This is a genomic window from Tigheibacillus halophilus (genome assembly GCF_042683165.1).
GTDB lineage: Bacteria > Bacillota > Bacilli > Bacillales > Amphibacillaceae > Tigheibacillus > Tigheibacillus halophilus.
In genome coordinates, this window is record NZ_JBHUIZ010000003.1 from 588,998 (window position 1) to 604,099 (window position 15,102).

12 protein-coding genes are annotated in these 15,102 nt (G+C 43.2%); 11 read left to right on the forward strand and 1 reads right to left on the reverse strand.

Annotated features, from left to right (window positions below; translation table 11 throughout):
- Positions 1 to 82: 82 nt before the first annotated feature.
- The 3 genes from ACFSMW_RS03465 to ACFSMW_RS03475 all read left to right on the forward strand — a co-directional run bounded on the left by ACFSMW_RS03465 (position 83) and on the right by ACFSMW_RS03475 (position 2,839).
- Positions 83 to 958, forward strand: coding sequence for a LysR family transcriptional regulator (locus ACFSMW_RS03465; protein WP_390353040.1), 876 nt, complete (start codon positions 83 to 85; stop codon positions 956 to 958).
- Positions 959 to 1,151: 193 nt separating this feature from the next.
- Positions 1,152 to 2,372 carry a formaldehyde dehydrogenase, glutathione-independent gene (gene fdhA / locus ACFSMW_RS03470; protein WP_390353042.1) on the forward strand — a complete coding sequence of 407 codons (1,221 nt, stop codon included), beginning with the start codon at positions 1,152 to 1,154 and terminating at the stop codon, positions 2,370 to 2,372.
- Between the two features lie 62 nt (positions 2,373 to 2,434).
- Positions 2,435 to 2,839: a GlcG/HbpS family heme-binding protein gene (locus ACFSMW_RS03475; RefSeq protein ID WP_390353908.1), complete on the forward strand. Its 405-nt coding sequence runs from the start codon at positions 2,435 to 2,437 to the stop codon at positions 2,837 to 2,839.
- Positions 2,840 to 2,880: 41 nt separating this feature from the next.
- On the opposite strand, the gene ACFSMW_RS03480 is transcribed toward ACFSMW_RS03475, so the two are convergent.
- Positions 2,881 to 4,587, reverse strand: coding sequence for an Rqc2 family fibronectin-binding protein (locus ACFSMW_RS03480; protein ID WP_390353044.1), 1,707 nt, complete (start codon positions 4,585 to 4,587; stop codon positions 2,881 to 2,883).
- A 323-nt stretch (positions 4,588 to 4,910) separates the two neighbouring features.
- Between ACFSMW_RS03480 and ACFSMW_RS03485 the strand changes: the two genes are divergently transcribed.
- The 8 genes from ACFSMW_RS03485 (at position 4,911) to rsmB (ending at position 15,005) form a co-directional block, all read left to right on the forward strand.
- Positions 4,911 to 7,583, forward strand: coding sequence for a calcium-translocating P-type ATPase, SERCA-type (locus tag ACFSMW_RS03485; RefSeq protein ID WP_390353045.1), 2,673 nt, complete (start codon positions 4,911 to 4,913; stop codon positions 7,581 to 7,583).
- A 200-nt stretch (positions 7,584 to 7,783) separates the two neighbouring features.
- The gene (gene remA / locus ACFSMW_RS03490) at positions 7,784 to 8,044 is read left to right on the forward strand and encodes an extracellular matrix/biofilm regulator RemA (protein ID WP_390353047.1); all 261 of its coding nucleotides are present in this window, start codon (positions 7,784 to 7,786) and stop codon (positions 8,042 to 8,044) included.
- 35 nt (positions 8,045 to 8,079) lie between these two features.
- Entirely contained in the window at positions 8,080 to 8,700 is a 621-nt protein-coding gene (gene gmk / locus ACFSMW_RS03495; RefSeq protein WP_390353048.1) for a guanylate kinase, read from the forward strand.
- The gene (gene rpoZ, locus ACFSMW_RS03500) at positions 8,697 to 8,909 is read left to right on the forward strand and encodes a DNA-directed RNA polymerase subunit omega (RefSeq protein WP_390353050.1); all 213 of its coding nucleotides are present in this window, start codon (positions 8,697 to 8,699) and stop codon (positions 8,907 to 8,909) included. Before gmk ends, rpoZ begins: the two co-directional genes overlap by 4 nt.
- 167 nt (positions 8,910 to 9,076) lie before the next feature.
- Positions 9,077 to 10,285: a bifunctional phosphopantothenoylcysteine decarboxylase/phosphopantothenate--cysteine ligase CoaBC gene (coaBC, locus tag ACFSMW_RS03505; protein WP_390353051.1), complete on the forward strand. Its 1,209-nt coding sequence runs from the start codon at positions 9,077 to 9,079 to the stop codon at positions 10,283 to 10,285.
- Positions 10,282 to 12,696 (forward strand): primosomal protein N', encoded by a 2,415-nt coding sequence (gene priA, locus ACFSMW_RS03510; RefSeq protein ID WP_390353053.1) that lies wholly within the window; start codon positions 10,282 to 10,284, stop codon positions 12,694 to 12,696. Before coaBC ends, priA begins: the two co-directional genes overlap by 4 nt.
- Before the next feature lie 15 nt (positions 12,697 to 12,711).
- Complete coding sequence (fmt, locus tag ACFSMW_RS03515; protein ID WP_390353055.1) at positions 12,712 to 13,650, forward strand: methionyl-tRNA formyltransferase; 939 nt, start codon at positions 12,712 to 12,714, stop codon at positions 13,648 to 13,650.
- A gap of 2 nt (positions 13,651 to 13,652) precedes the next feature.
- The gene (rsmB, locus tag ACFSMW_RS03520; RefSeq protein WP_390353057.1) at positions 13,653 to 15,005 is read left to right on the forward strand and encodes a 16S rRNA (cytosine(967)-C(5))-methyltransferase RsmB; all 1,353 of its coding nucleotides are present in this window, start codon (positions 13,653 to 13,655) and stop codon (positions 15,003 to 15,005) included.
- The last annotated feature ends 97 nt before the right edge of the window (positions 15,006 to 15,102 follow it).

A 15,102-nucleotide genomic window follows, 5' to 3' on the forward strand; every position in this document is an offset into this window, starting at 1 on the left:
ATTAACTGGTAATATGCAATAAGTAAAATACTGTTATATAATTATATTAGATAAACAAAAATTATCAGATGGAGATGAGTATATGCGTATTGACGACTACGCATTATTATTAAAACTGCAGGAGGTAGGAACAATCAGAGGCACAGCAAAATCAGTCCTGATTTCCCAGCCGGCGGTTACACAGCGATTAAAGTATATTGAAGATTATTTTGGTATGCCAATCTTTATCAGGACGCCTAAGCGTCTTGTTTTAACTCCCGGCGGGGAGATCATTTTAAACCATGCGAGTGAAGTGGTGGCAAGAGAAGCAGCAGTTAAAAATACGCTTGCTCAAACGAGTGATGAGATAAAAGGAACGCTGTCGATCGCTTGTTCATCCTTGATCAGCCAGCGTTTTCTTCCTGCGATTCTTGGAGATTACACGGCTAAATATCCTGGAGTGACTATTGATCTGGTCACTGGTATTAGTGAAGATATTAAACAGCATCATAAAGATTACCATGTTTGTATTATCAGAGGGCAAAAACTGAAAGAGAGTACTTGTATCAGTTTATTCGAGGATCCCCTGTATATTTTTGATACGGAGGATTTCCCCGCGGGAAAACTAAAAGAACGCCCGCTAATATCTTTTAAAAGTGATGACAGCATGCATGAGCTGGTAGATAACTGGCTATATCACCATAATGATAGAATCAAGCCATTAAAGGCGATCACTGTTGATCAGATCGAGACATGCAAACAATTTATGAAACAAGGAATAGGGATGGCAGTGCTGCCGGAGAGTGTATCGGAATCAATGAAAAAAGATTATCCGCACATCGCATTGGAACTTGAGGGTGAGCCGGTGACAAGACATACTTGGCTTTGTTTCCAGGAAGGTATCCGCAAGCTTCCACAAGTTGATATTTTTATTCGGGAACTGACAAAACAGACATTTTTAGACGAGAGAAAAGTGTAATCATTACCCGTTAGTACATTTTATATGGTTATAATCCCAACTCATTGCTTGGGAAAAGCCACAATGATTTAAATGCCTTCTTTAAAAACGTTTTCATGATTTCAAAGACGGGAAGAAGTCTAGTGAAGTTAGTCACCAATATTCTTTTTTCCCTGCCCGGTCGAGTTAAATCTAGCAAACTATCAAGGAGGTTATGTTGTTGGCTGATAATCGCGGAGTGGTATATAAAGGCAATGGTAAAGTGGAAGTGGAAAACATTCCTTATCCAGATTTGGTTTTGCACGAGGGACCTGGCGTTCCAAAATCGAATGAAGGCAGGAAATGTGAGCATGGTGTCATCATCAAAAATATAGCGACGAATATTTGCGGCAGTGACCAGCACATGGTACGCGGCCGTACAACTGCGCCGTCGGGGATGGTTCTTGGTCATGAAATTACCGGTGAGGTCATCGAGGTTGGACGAGATGTGGAATTCATCAAGAAAGGTGATATTGTATCGGTACCCTTTAACGTAGCTTGCGGACGCTGTAAGATGTGCCGCCGCCAGGATACTCATATTTGTTTGCACGTCAATCCGGAACGCCCAGGCGGTGCTTATGGATATGTAGATATGGGCGGATGGGTTGGAGGCCAGTCCGAATATGTGATGGTACCTTACGCAGACTTTCAATTATTGAAGTTTCCTGATAAAGATCTGGCAATGGATAAGATGTTGGATTTAGCCATGCTTACTGATATCTTTCCAACGGGCTACCATGGGGCTGTGAGCGCCGGGGTGACCACAGGTTCTACGGTTTATGTAGCGGGGGCAGGGCCAGTGGGTTTGGCTGCGGCCCATTCTGCACAATTACTCGGTGCGGCGGTTGTGATTGTTGGTGATCTGAATGCTGCGCGGCTGGAACAGGCTCGAAGTTTTGGATGCGAAACAATCAATTTACAGGAACATGACGATGTCGGTGAACAGATTGAACAAATACTGGGCATCCCTGAAGTTGACTGTGCAGTCGATGCAGTTGGTTTTGAAGCATATGGACACGGAACGGACTATGAAGGTTCCCCTGCCACAGTACTTAATACCATGATGGATGTAGTCGAGGCAGGTGGCAAATTTGGCATACCTGGCCTTTATGTCACTGAAGATCCTGGAGCCAAGGATGAAAACGCAAAGCAGGGCTCACTGCAGGTTCGCTTTGGACTAGGCTGGTCAAAAGCACATGCTTTTGTAACCGGTCAAACCCCTGCTATGAAATACCAACGCCAGCTGATGATGGCGGTATTGAATGGCAGAGCGAATATCGCGAAAGCAGTGAACGCGACGGTTGTCTCCCTGGATGAGGCACCACAGGGATATGCGGATTTTGATAGTGGGGTGGCTAAAAAATTCATCATCGATCCGCATGGAATGTTGAGATAGGTACACCACAAATAGCAGTGAAGCTTATAAGTATATAAAAGGAGGAGGATATTTTGTCACAAATGTATTTGGAAAAAGCAAAGCAATTAATTGAAAGTGCTGAAAAAGAAGCGAGTGAAATAGGTGTACAGATGGTCATATCGGTCGTAGATGATGGTGGAAACCTTATCGCTGTCCACCGTATGGACGATGCATGGCTGGCAAGTGTAGACATCGCATTTCATAAAGCTTGGACAGCAGTTGCTTTGAAAACGCCAACCTCGGAACTTGAAAAGGCGACTTTGCCGAACGCCGAATTATGGGGCTTACAATCGACCAATCAAGGTAAAATAGTCGTTTTTGGCGGAGGGTTCCCACTGGAACAGGATGGAAAAATTGTTGGTGGTATAGGAGTAAGTGGTGGGGCTGTCCCTCAAGATGTCCAAGTGGCCCAAGCTGCAGTGAATACATTCCAAGCTGGGAAGTGAAAGTCCAGGCACCGATTTTATAATATCGGTGCCTGGCTTACTCATTGATCCATCATACGTTCTGCTTTTTCTTTTGAGGGTGTGACATAAACTGTTTTTTGGTCAGTGTATGTGACAAAGCCCGGCTTCGCTCCATTCGGTTTCTTTACGTGCCGAACCCTTGTATAGTCCACGGGGACGGAGGCAGAGTTTTTTGATTTACTGAAATAGGCTGCAATGTTGGCTGCTTCCAAAATGGTTTCTTCGGATGGTTCCTTGTTTCGGATAACGACATGGGATCCTGGTATGTCTTTCGTGTGCAGCCATATTTCATCACGGTGAGCAACTTTCATTGTTAAATATTCGTTCTGTTTATTATTTTTTCCAACTAAGATGATCGTTCCATCTGTCGCTTGAAAACTATCCAAAACTGGCTTGGATGGTTTATTTTTTCTTTTTCGATGGGATTGTTTTTTCAAAAAACCCTCTTCGCGCAATTCTTCTCTTATTTCTTCGACATCGTCATCTCCTGCTGCCTCAATCTGCTGCAGCAATTGATCGAAATAGGCAATATCCGTTTTTGTTTTTTCTATTTCTTTCTCAATCGCTATCTTGGAATTTTTGCGTTTTTGATATCTTTTAAAGTAATTCTGCGCATTTTCACTCGGTGTTTTATACGGATCGAGTGGAATGATCATCTCGGTCTGTTCAGGGTCATAGTAATTGACGACAGAGACTGATTTATCTCCTTTTTTCACCATATGCATATTAGCAGTCAGCAACTCACCGAGCTTCTGGTATTTGGCAGCGTCCTGCGCGTTATCGATTGTCTGGTAATGCTTTTTTAATTTTCTTTCGTTTTTGTTCAGTTCATTATGGATCAGACGATAAAGGTCTTTTGCTTGTTGCTTCACTCTGTCCCTTTGTGCTTTACCAGAGTAGAATGCATCGAGCATAGTACTTGGACTACTGTATATTTGTGCCTCTTCAATGGCGGAAATGATTTCTATAACATGGAATTCTTCTCTTTTTTGAAGATAAATAGCCGGCTTATAATCCCGTATTTTCATTTTTTCTTGCAATTCTTCAAATGCTTTCTTGTAAGCATTCTGGGAACCGAGACCTGCCCTTTGGACAAGTTCTCTGGCAATGAAAGGAGAAATGCCTGTGAAGTTACGCACAATTTGCTGATCCAGTTTACCTGCATTGAAATCCAGTCTTTGGATGAAGGTATCTCCATTAATTTCCAACGGGTTCAACTTATCCTGCATAGGGGGTAATTTGTATTCAGCTCCCGGTAAAATAGTGCGATAACGGTTTTTCATCATACCGATGTGTTTCATACTATCAAGAATATGCCCTTTATCCTTATCTATTAGCATGAGATTACTGTGCTTGCCCATAAGCTCAACGATTAACCTCTGGCGGGTCACATCTCCGATCTCGTTTTTTGCTTCCATGTCAAAAAACACGATTCGTTCCATCCCATATTGTGCAATCGACTCGATAATGGCTCCCGATAAATATTTGCGCAAAAGCATGCAAAACATGGGAGGCTCCTGCGGATTATGGAATCGGTCCTCTGTCAAGTGAAAGCGCGCATAAGTAGGGTGTATGGATAAGAGCAATGTGTGATTTTTTCCCTTGCTTCGTACTGTGAAAACCAATTCTGTATCAGTAGGCTGGTATATTCTTGTTACTTTTCCTGGCAATATAGTGTCTTCAAGTTCCTCTGTCACTGCTTTGGCGACAATTCCGTCAAATGGCATTTTGCTTCACCTCTTTAGCAATTATAGCATTTTTAAGGGCATGTCTGCATAGATATCCATTAGAGCGCGTCTTAAAAAGGAAGGGAAAAGAAACTTGCTCGGCTAAGGTTGTGATGACCTGCGTTCGAATAATTGCCTCCCCTCAAATAATGGCTTTATACAATTTGGACAGGATTTGCTAGCTTCTGTAGTTTCCAGTAAGACGCGACAAAAGATAGTCCAAGCAATAAATGGTGGAGTGTGATGTTTACCTGACCTTTTGAACAACCTCTTTGATTGTTTTGTTATACGGTTTCATAAAGTATGAACAACGGTATCTTAGCATGGAGGAATGCAATGTGGAAAAATGGTATCAATTAGATACAGCACAAACAGAAAAAAAACTGCATGTAAATATCCAAAACGGTCTTACAAATCAGCAGGCAGAGCAGCGGCAAAAAAAAATTGGCAGCAATGAATTAAAATCTAATGATAAACAGTCCCGCTGGCTGATTTTTTTGAAACAGTTCCAGGATTTCATGGTGCTCGTGCTGCTTGGGGCAACTTTGATTGCCGGGATGCTGGGAGAATTCGTGGATGCCATTGCTATCATGTTCATCGTTTTCGTGAATGGTTTTATCGGATACTTTCAAGAACAGAAGGCCGAAAAGTCACTGGAAAAACTGAAGGAACTGGCTGCTCCGACAGCAACCGTTTTACGTGAGGGATCATGGGTGAAATTGCCATCCAAAGATTTAGTGCCTGGGGACATCGTCAAAGTAAAAAGCGGTGACAGAATACCTGCAGATTTGCGTGTCAGCACATCTAAAGCAATGGAGACGGAAGAATCCGCGCTCACAGGCGAATCACTCCCGGTCGTCAAACATGCGTCCGCCATAAAAAAAGTTAATTTGGAAGCGCAGGACCAAACCAATATGGCATTTAAGGGAACCTTGGTCACACGCGGTTCGGGTACAGGTATCGTAGTTGCGACAGGAATGCATACAGTAATGGGGCAAATTGCTTCCTTAATGAGTACCACAAAGAAAATGCCTACTCCGCTGGAAAGGAAGCTGGCAGAGCTTGGCAAAATTCTAATTGTCATTGCACTGATGCTCACAGCACTTGTCATTGGGATCGGTGTTTATCATGGACACCCGCTTTACGAAATGTTTCTGGCTGGCGTATCATTAGCCGTTGCAGCTATCCCTGAGGGGCTGCCGGCAATCGTGACAGTTGCTTTATCGCTTGGTGTTCAGCGAATGATTCGTAAAAAAGCAGTCGTCAGAAAACTATCTGCTGTCGAGACTTTAGGCTGTGCCTCAGTTATTTGTTCTGATAAAACTGGAACCATGACACAAAATCAAATGACAGTTAAAGAAATATACCACCAGGGGCATCATTTACAAGTTTCAGGAGAGGGTTACCAGACGGAAGGTGGATTTTATTTAGACGGGCGCAAGGTAGATAGTGCCTTTGCGAATTTGAAGGATATGCTCTTGTTCGGTTCCCTGTGCAATAATGCTTTACTTAAAATACAAAAAGGGAAATATGTGGTGGATGGCGACCCGACGGACGGTGCATTGATTGTTGCTGCGAGAAAGTACGGGCTCCCTCTGGAAGCTCAGCAGGATTTCCGTGTAATAAAAGAAATTCCATTTGATTCAGATCGAAAGCGAATGAGTGTCATTGTGGAAGATGAAAACGAGCAGCGATTCGCGATCACAAAAGGTGCGCCGGACATATTACTGCCCCGCCTTACTTATATTGACCATGGCAATGGCAGAACCGTGTTGAAAGACAAAGACAAAACAGCGATTGAGACTGCAGTTGGGCAAATGGCGGAAAGAGCACTGCGCACTATTGCAATAGCTGTCAAACCTCTAAAGGCTACGGACAGCCTGGAAGCTCATACAGTGGAAAAAAACCTTCATTTCGTCGGCATATATGGGATGATTGACCCACCAAGAAAAGAAGTGAAAGAAGCAGTTAAGGAGTGCAGGGAAGCCGGAATTAAAACCGTTATGATTACCGGAGATCATTTGAAAACTGCCAAGGCTATTGCCGAGAAGCTTGATATGTTGCCTGAAAACGGTCTTGTGATGGGAGGCCACCAAATTTCCTCAGCCTCAGTAGATGAGTTGGCTGAAATCATTGATGACGTATATGTTTTTGCCAGAGTCACACCGCAGCACAAGCTGAAAATCGTCCAGGCATTCCAAAAAAAGGGACATGTAGTGGCAATGACCGGCGATGGTATCAACGATGCACCCGCCATCAAGGCCAGTGATATTGGCATAAGTATGGGCATAACCGGAACGGATGTTACAAAAGAGGCCTCGTCGCTGATACTAATGGATGATAATTTCGCCACTATTAAAGAAGCGATTCGGGAAGGCAGGAATATCTATGAAAATATACGCAAGTTTATCAGGTATTTACTTTCATCCAATGTAGGAGAAATACTCGTCATGCTTTTTGCCATGCTGCTGTCGTTACCATTGCCGCTCGTGCCAGTGCAGATTCTCTGGGTCAACCTCGTAACAGATGGACTGCCGGCAATGGCACTTGGATTGGACAAACCCGAAGATGACGTGATGCGAAACAAGCCACGCCAACTGAAAGAAGGTGTGTTCTCAAGAGGTCTTGGATTTAAAATCGTAAGCAGAGGGCTGCTGATCGGTGTCGTCACGTTGATTGCTTTTATGATCACTTACCAAAACAACCCGGAAAACCTCACTTTTGCTCGGACAGTGGCCTTTTCAACACTGGTTATGGCTCAGCTGATACATGTATTTGACTGCCGCAGTGAAGTGTCAGTCTTCCATCGCAATCCTTTCGAAAATATTTATTTGCTGCTGGCAGTGTTGTCTTCCGCCTTGATGTTGCTGGTCGTTATATATTGGCCGCCGCTGCAGCCGATTTTCCATACCACATCCATTGATGTGAAAGATTGGATGTTGATTTTGGCACTTAGCGCGCTGCCGACAGTACTGTTCGGTTATACAAAAAAATGAAATTTACGTGGACTGTCGGTTAACGGCAGTCCTGTTTTTGGTAACGGAAGGTATATCAGCATCTTCAAATATTCAATTGGCAGACTGCGCGCACTATTAAGCGAAATATAAAACAGTTGTATTTTATGTCCTTGTTTCTTTATAATAGTATGTATGACTAGAAAAACTAGAGACGTGCTTAGCTTAAGGGGGAAGACGGATTGGGATTGCAATTAATCAATATTGGTTTTGGCAATGTAGTTTCGGCCAATCGGATCATTTCGATTGTATCTCCGGAGTCTGCACCGGTGAAGCGAATCATCACAGTAGCCAGAGAAAATAATAAATTGGTAGATGCAACGTATGGCAGAAGAACACGTGCGGTAATTATAACGGACAGTGACCATGTGGTATTATCAGCAGTTCAGCCTGAAACTGTCGGCCAGCGGCTAGTAAGCCATGATGAATTAGCTGATATGTAAACTGCATGCAGCTGTGGAATTGGAGGATATGACTGTTGATTGAGAATAAAGGTATATTATTTGTTTTGTCTGGGCCTTCCGGTGTCGGCAAAGGTACAGTGAGGAAAGAGATTTTTAACCGGAAAAATGACTTGAAATATTCCATCTCAGCCACGACCAGAGGAATGCGCCAAGGGGAAAAGAACGGTATCGACTATTTCTTTAAATCAAAAGATGAATTTCAAACGCTCATTGAGGAAAATAAACTGTTGGAATACGCTAAATATGTCGATAATTATTATGGAACCCCTCGTGATTATGTGGAGGAGATGCTTGCAAAGGGCCATGATGTCTTTCTGGAAATTGAAGTGCAGGGTGCCCTCCAAGTGAAAAAGAATTTTCCTGACGGCGTTTTTATTTTCCTGCTGCCGCCAAGCCTCGAAGAATTGAAAAATCGTATAGTCAGCAGAGGGACAGAAACAAATGAACTCGTGCGAAATCGTTTGTCAGAGGCCAAAAAAGAAATTAGAATGATGGATAATTATGATTATGCGGTGTTGAATGATGATGTTAATCGTGCGGTCGAAAATGTTCAGTCCATCATTGCAAGCGAACATCTGAAAAGAGAACGCGTCGAAAAAGAGTACAGAAAAATATTGGAGGTCGAATTACCATGATGTTGGAGCCATCTATTGATGCATTGCAAACGAAAGTTAAATCCAAATATACCCTTGTTATCCTTTCAGCGAAAAGAGCGAGACAAATAAAAGAGCTGAACAATCTGATGATTGATCATCCAAAATCTCAAAAGAATGTCGGCAGGGCGCTCGAAGAAATCAATGCTGGCAAAATTGTTCTGGAAAATAACGAAACCCTCGCAAAATAATTCTGGCGAGGGCTTTTTTCTATTAAGAAAACGACATGAGGACACCATTCACCATCATGCATGGTGATGTCAGCAGCGATCGACATGATAGAACTGGCTATGTTGGTTTCCTCGTGGAAAAAGTAATCAGCGGAGAATAGAATCATAGTAATGAGGGGTGTTTCAACATGCTGCAACATAAAAATATAGTGTTAGGCGTTTCGGGTGGAATAGCAGCCTATAAAGCATGTGCGTTGACAAGCAAATTGACACAAGCTGGAGCGAATGTACAAGTGATTATGACAAAAAATGCAACTGAATTTGTTTCCCCCTTGACATTCCAGGCATTATCAAGAAATCCCGTCTACACAGATACATTTGATGAAAAAGATTTCAAAAAAATAGCCCATATCGATGTTGCTGACTGGGCGGATATATTCGTGATCGCACCTGCAACAGCTAATATACTGGCGAAAATGGCAAATGGGATTGCCGATGATATGCTGACGACGGCCTTGCTGGCGACATTAGCAGATATTTATATTGCCCCAGCGATGAATGTTAACATGTACAGCCATCCTGCAGTTAAACATAATATGCAACTATTAGCTGATCGCGGCTGCCATTTTATCGAGCCTGGTGCAGGGTATTTGGCTTGTGGCTGGATCGGAAAAGGAAGATTAGAAGAGCCGGAAAGTATTGTAGACGCCATAAGCCGGCATCAACAAAAGAAACAAATTTGGAGTGGGAAGAAAGTGCTGATTTCTGCAGGACCTACGAGGGAGAAAATAGATCCAGTACGTTTTTTTACAAATCGTTCCTCAGGTAAAATGGGCTTTAGCCTGGCAAAAGAAGCGGCACAAATGGGCGCTGAAGTAACTTTGGTTGCGGGCCCCGTCTCCCAGGAAACAAAGGATAAAAAAATAAGGCGCATCGATGTAGAGACTGCTGAAGAGATGAATCAAGCGATGCAACGAGAGTTTCCCATCCAGGATATTGTTATCAAAGCAGCCGCGGTTGCAGATTATCGTCCTAAAATTGTTTACAATCAAAAGATGAAAAAAAAACCAGGCGAGTTGCGGATTGAGATGGAGAGAACGACAGATATTCTGCAGCAGCTTGGGGAAAAGAAAGAAAATCAATTCCTGGTAGGGTTTGCAGCAGAAACTGCTGATCCGCTTGCATATGGCAAAGAAAAATTGAAAAAAAAGCATTTGGATGCCATTGTAGTCAATAATATTGCAGTGGACGGAGCAGGCTTTGAAAAAGACACGAACATCGTGACTTACATCAATAAAAATATGGAAGAAACAGAAATTCCATTAGCAACAAAAGCGGAAGTGGCCAACCAAATCCTGTCTCTGATCGATCGTGACATGAAGGATGAATTAAATTGACAATCGCCAAAGTAATCATCGATATACCGACAAGGCAAATCAATAAAACATTTGATTATCTGGTTCCGGACAAATTTGCGCACATTCTCGAGTCTGGTATGCGCGTGATCGTACCGTTTGGCCCCAGAAAAATCATGGGCTTCGTTGTTGGCCAGTCTGAGCACACGCAATACGACATCAGGAAGATGAAAGAGATTTTAGAGGTATTGGATTTTGTACCGGTTTTGACGAAAGAATTGCTGGAATTGGGGAAATGGCTTGCAGCTGATACATTGAGCTTTTATATCACAGCATATCAAGCCATGCTTCCACAAGTGTTGAAAGCCCAGTACAAGAAGGAACTGTCCCGGCAGACAGATGATTCTCTCGGGAAAGAATTGGATACCCTTTTTGCAGGCAGGGAAGTGATCGCATTTGAGGCATTCGAACATTCGAATATTCCCTACACTGTCCTGCAGAAAGCGATAAAAAACGACGCTATCCAAGTGCATTATCTTGTAAAATCCAGGGTGACGAAGAAAAAGGTGACTATGGTTGAACCAGGTATAGAAAGCCATCGGCTGGAAGAAGTGCTTTTAGACATCCCTCACAATGCCAAAAAGCAAAAACAGGTGCTGGCTTTTTTTGCAGAGAACGATGAACCAATCGAACGCTCCGAATTGCTGAAACTTACGCAAACGACTAATCAGACAGTGCAAACTTTAGTAAAAAAATCGATTTTACGGCAATATCAAAAGGAAATATATCGGAACCCGTATGATGATAAGACATTCCAACGGACTTTTCCGCTTGAGCTCACAGCGCAGCAGCGAGCAGCTATCGATCCAATCAACAGATGCATTTCCGCAGACGAGCACGATATATTCCTGCTGCATGGTATAACAGGAAGCGGCAAAACGGAAATTTATCTGCAGGCAATTCAAAAAGTGATTGATAAAGGGATGGAAGCGATTGTGCTGGTGCCAGAAATATCACTCACTCCGCAGATGGTAGACAGGTTCAAAGGGAGATTCGGCTCGGATGTAGCTGTAATGCATAGCGCATTATCCAGCGGGGAGAAATATGATGAGTGGAGAAAAATTCATCAAAAAGAAGTGAAAGTCGTGGTGGGAGCCAGATCAGCTGTATTTGCCCCATTTGAAAATATTGGCATCATCATCATAGATGAAGAGCATGAAACCTCATACAAGCAAGAAGACCAGCCCCGATATCATGCCAGAGACGTAGCAATCAAACGAGGGGTGTTTCACAATTGCCCGGTGATTCTGGGGAGTGCAACGCCCACATTGGAAACCTTCGCCCGGGCAAAAAAGGGCGTATACAAACTGGCTTCCCTTGATGAGCGTACAAATAAGAAACCACTGCCCCAAGTGGAAATAGTGGACATGCGCGAAGAACTTCATGAGGGTAACAGGACGATGTTCTCCCGTGTGCTGATGGAAAAAATGAAAGAGACGATTTACCGGAATGAGCAGATAGTTTTGCTTTTAAATCGGAGAGGATACTCCACGTTTGTCATGTGCCGCGACTGCGGACATGTTATCGAGTGCCCGCATTGTGATATCGCACTTACTTATCACAGAAATGCCAACAAGTTAAAATGTCACTATTGTGCTTATGAAGTACCCATGCCCAACGACTGTCCTGCATGCGGCAGTGAATCGATTCGTTATTTCGGAACCGGTACCCAAAGAGTAGAGGAAGCATTAACGAGATTGCTTCCTGAAGCATCGGTCATTCGTATGGATGTCGATACGACCAGAAAAAAAGGCGCTCATGAGCGGTTGCTCAAGAAATTCGCGAATAAGGAGGGTGACATTTTACTGGGGACGCAGATGATTGCCAAAGGCTTAGACTTTGCCAATGTCACACTTGTAGGAGTTCTGACTGCGGATTCCATGTTGCATCTGCCCGATTTTCGTTCAGCGGAAAAAACATTTCAATTGTTGACGCAAGTAAGCGGAAGGGCCGGCAGACATGAATTGCCAGGAGAAGTCATCGTGCAAACTTATACACCAGATAATTATAGTATTCAGCTTGCTGCTAATTATGATTACCAGCAATTTTTCCTGCAGGAGATGCGTACAAGAAAAGTTTTTCAATATCCCCCATATGTATTTTTGACGCTGATTACTATTTCGGATGTGAATCATGCGAAAGTGATACAGACTGCACAGCAAATGGTGCAGATGCTTCTTGGTAAAGTACGTCCGGATACCATTGTACTGGGACCGACTCCATCGCCAGTGTTGCGGGTCAAAGATAGATATCGTTATCAATGCATGATAAAATACAAAAACGAACCACAAATCAGAGAATTTATAGAGGAAATACGAACCCATTTTAAAGATGAATTAAAAAAGGATGGTTTGCAGATTTTTGTAGATATGCAGCCATACCAGTTAATGTAGAAAGAAGGTATTCATGTGAAAAGAATCGTTTTCATGGGCACGCCTGAATTTTCAGTCGGCATACTGAAAAAATTGCTCGCATCAGATAATAAGGTGGTACAGGTTGTGACCCAGCCTGACCGTCCTAAGGGACGCAAGAAAATATTGACGCCTTCTCCGGTTAAAGAAGAAGCGCTGAAACATGATTTGCCAGTTTTTCAGCCGGAGAAACTCAGATTGGATTTCCAGCCTATATTGGACTGCAAGCCTGATTTGATTGTGACGGCAGCATACGGGCAGATTCTCCCAAAGGAACTTTTGGAAGCCCCTGTCTACGGCTGTGTGAATGTCCACGCTTCTTTGCTGCCAAAACTTCGTGGTGGTGCACCGATCCATTATGCCATTATGCAAGGCGAGAAGGAAACGGGCGTGACGATCATGTATATGGCCGAAAAATTGGACGCCGGGGATATGCTGAAGCAAAGAAGCATTCCGATAGGGAAGGAAGATGATGTCCAGTCCATGCATGATAAGTTGTCAGTGCTGGGAGCTGAGCTTCTGCTGGAGACACTGCCGGAAATATTTGCCGGCACCGTTAATGCTGACAAACAAGACGAAACGAAAGCGACATTTGCTCCTAATATTAAACGGGAGCTGGAAAAGATAGACTGGGAGAAATCAGATCAAGAAATCTATAACCATATTCGTGGTTTGCACCCATGGCCTGTTGCCTATACTTTATATGAAGGAGAGCGAATGAAAATATGGTGGGCAAAGCCGAATGGCCAAATGTATGATGGAGAGCCGGGGGAAATCATGGAAGTAAAAGAAAACTGTTTTATAGTCGCTTGCGGAAATAAGCTAGGGCTTGAGGTCGTGGATATGCAGCCGGCAGGAAAAAAACGGATGACTGTAAAGGACTATTTGCACGGTGCGACAGGCAGGATTAAGCCAGGAACAAGATTGGGTGAATAAGTTTGGAAAAATTAAGTTTGCGCAAATCGATGCTTTCAACACTAGAAAGGATCGAAAATGGCGGCTATAGCCATCTATTAATCGATCACGAAATAAAAACAAATCAATTTAGCACAAAGGATGCCGCATTGCTGACGGAGGTCGTTTATGGAACAATGCAGCGAAAACTGACGCTGGATTTCTATCTGAACCAATTCCTTACAAACGGTGCAAAAATCAAAGATTGGGTCAGAATACTTTTAAAAATGTCCGTGTACCAAATGGTTTACCTAAAAAGAGTTCCGGATCATGCCATTATTCACGAGGCTGTAGAAATAGCTAAACAAAGAGGACATAAAGGTATCGGAGCGCTTGTAAATGGGGTACTGCGAAATATACAGCGAAAAGGAATCCCTGATACAGCAGACATAAAAAATGACATAGAAAGACTGAGTATACAAACAAGCTACCCGTCGTGGCTAGTTAAAAATTGGATAGACAGTTATGGTTTTGCAACCGCCAGCGCAATATGTGAAGCGACATTACAGCCTAAACAGACAGCGGTAAGAATACAACCGCTCAGAATGACGAGGGAGGAAGCGCTTGAGAAGCTTGATGATGAGGGAATCGTGGCCAGACGCTCGGAAATATCCAGTCAAGGCATCATCGTGGAACAAGGCAATGTGTTGCATTCGCGTTTATTTAAGGAAGGATATTTGACTATACAAGATCCAAGTTCCATGTTGGCAGGGGAAATGCTTGCGGTGAAGCCTGGCATGACAGTGCTTGATACATGCAGTGCTCCAGGAGGGAAAGTGACTCACATTGCTGAACTAATGCGGGACACTGGTCACATTTACGCCCATGATTTACATGAAAATAAAATACGGGCGATAAATAGGAAAGCAGAGCAGCTGCATTTGACAATTATTGACGCAAAACAAGCAGATGCCAGAAAAATTGGGGAGTATTACCCGAGAGCTTTTTTTGACAGAATATTGATCGATGCACCCTGCTCAGGATTAGGAGTCATTCGTTCCAAGCCAGATATCAAATATAGAAAGAAAGAAACAGATATTCTTGCATTGGCTCAGATTCAAAAAGAAATCATCAGCCAGGCTGGTCTGCTGCTGAAAATTGGTGGAATGATGGTGTACAGCACATGCACTATTGACAAGCGGGAAAACGAGCACATAGTAGAAAATTTTTTAGCCCGGAATAAACACTTTCAAGTAGATACAGCATTTTTTGAAGAGCTCCCTCCATCACTGCAGCATGCAAAGGGGCTGACTCGATTCGGACTCCAGTTGTTTCCCAATGAGGGTGAAACAGAAGGTTTTTTCCTTACGAGACTAATCAAAACGGCAGAAGGATAAATACGAAGCTTTTTTTTCTTGTGGCTGTTCCCCAAATGATTGTTGGTTTTATCCAAAATAAGAAACATGCACCAAAACAATAGTTGATAAATGTTTT

Coding starts and splice junctions, on each gene's coding strand:
- fdhA (WP_390353042.1), top strand. CDS start 1,152: ATGTTGTTGGCTGATAATCGCGGAGTGGTATATAAAGGCAATGGTAAA.
- ACFSMW_RS03475 (WP_390353908.1), top strand. CDS start 2,435: ATGTATTTGGAAAAAGCAAAGCAATTAATTGAAAGTGCTGAAAAAGAA.
- ACFSMW_RS03485 (WP_390353045.1), top strand. CDS start 4,911: ATGGAGGAATGCAATGTGGAAAAATGGTATCAATTAGATACAGCACAA.
- ACFSMW_RS03480 (WP_390353044.1), bottom strand. CDS start 4,587: ATGCCATTTGACGGAATTGTCGCCAAAGCAGTGACAGAGGAACTTGAA.
- coaBC (WP_390353051.1), top strand. CDS start 9,077: ATGCTGCAACATAAAAATATAGTGTTAGGCGTTTCGGGTGGAATAGCA.
- ACFSMW_RS03465 (WP_390353040.1), top strand. CDS start 83: ATGCGTATTGACGACTACGCATTATTATTAAAACTGCAGGAGGTAGGA.
- rpoZ (WP_390353050.1), top strand. CDS start 8,697: ATGATGTTGGAGCCATCTATTGATGCATTGCAAACGAAAGTTAAATCC.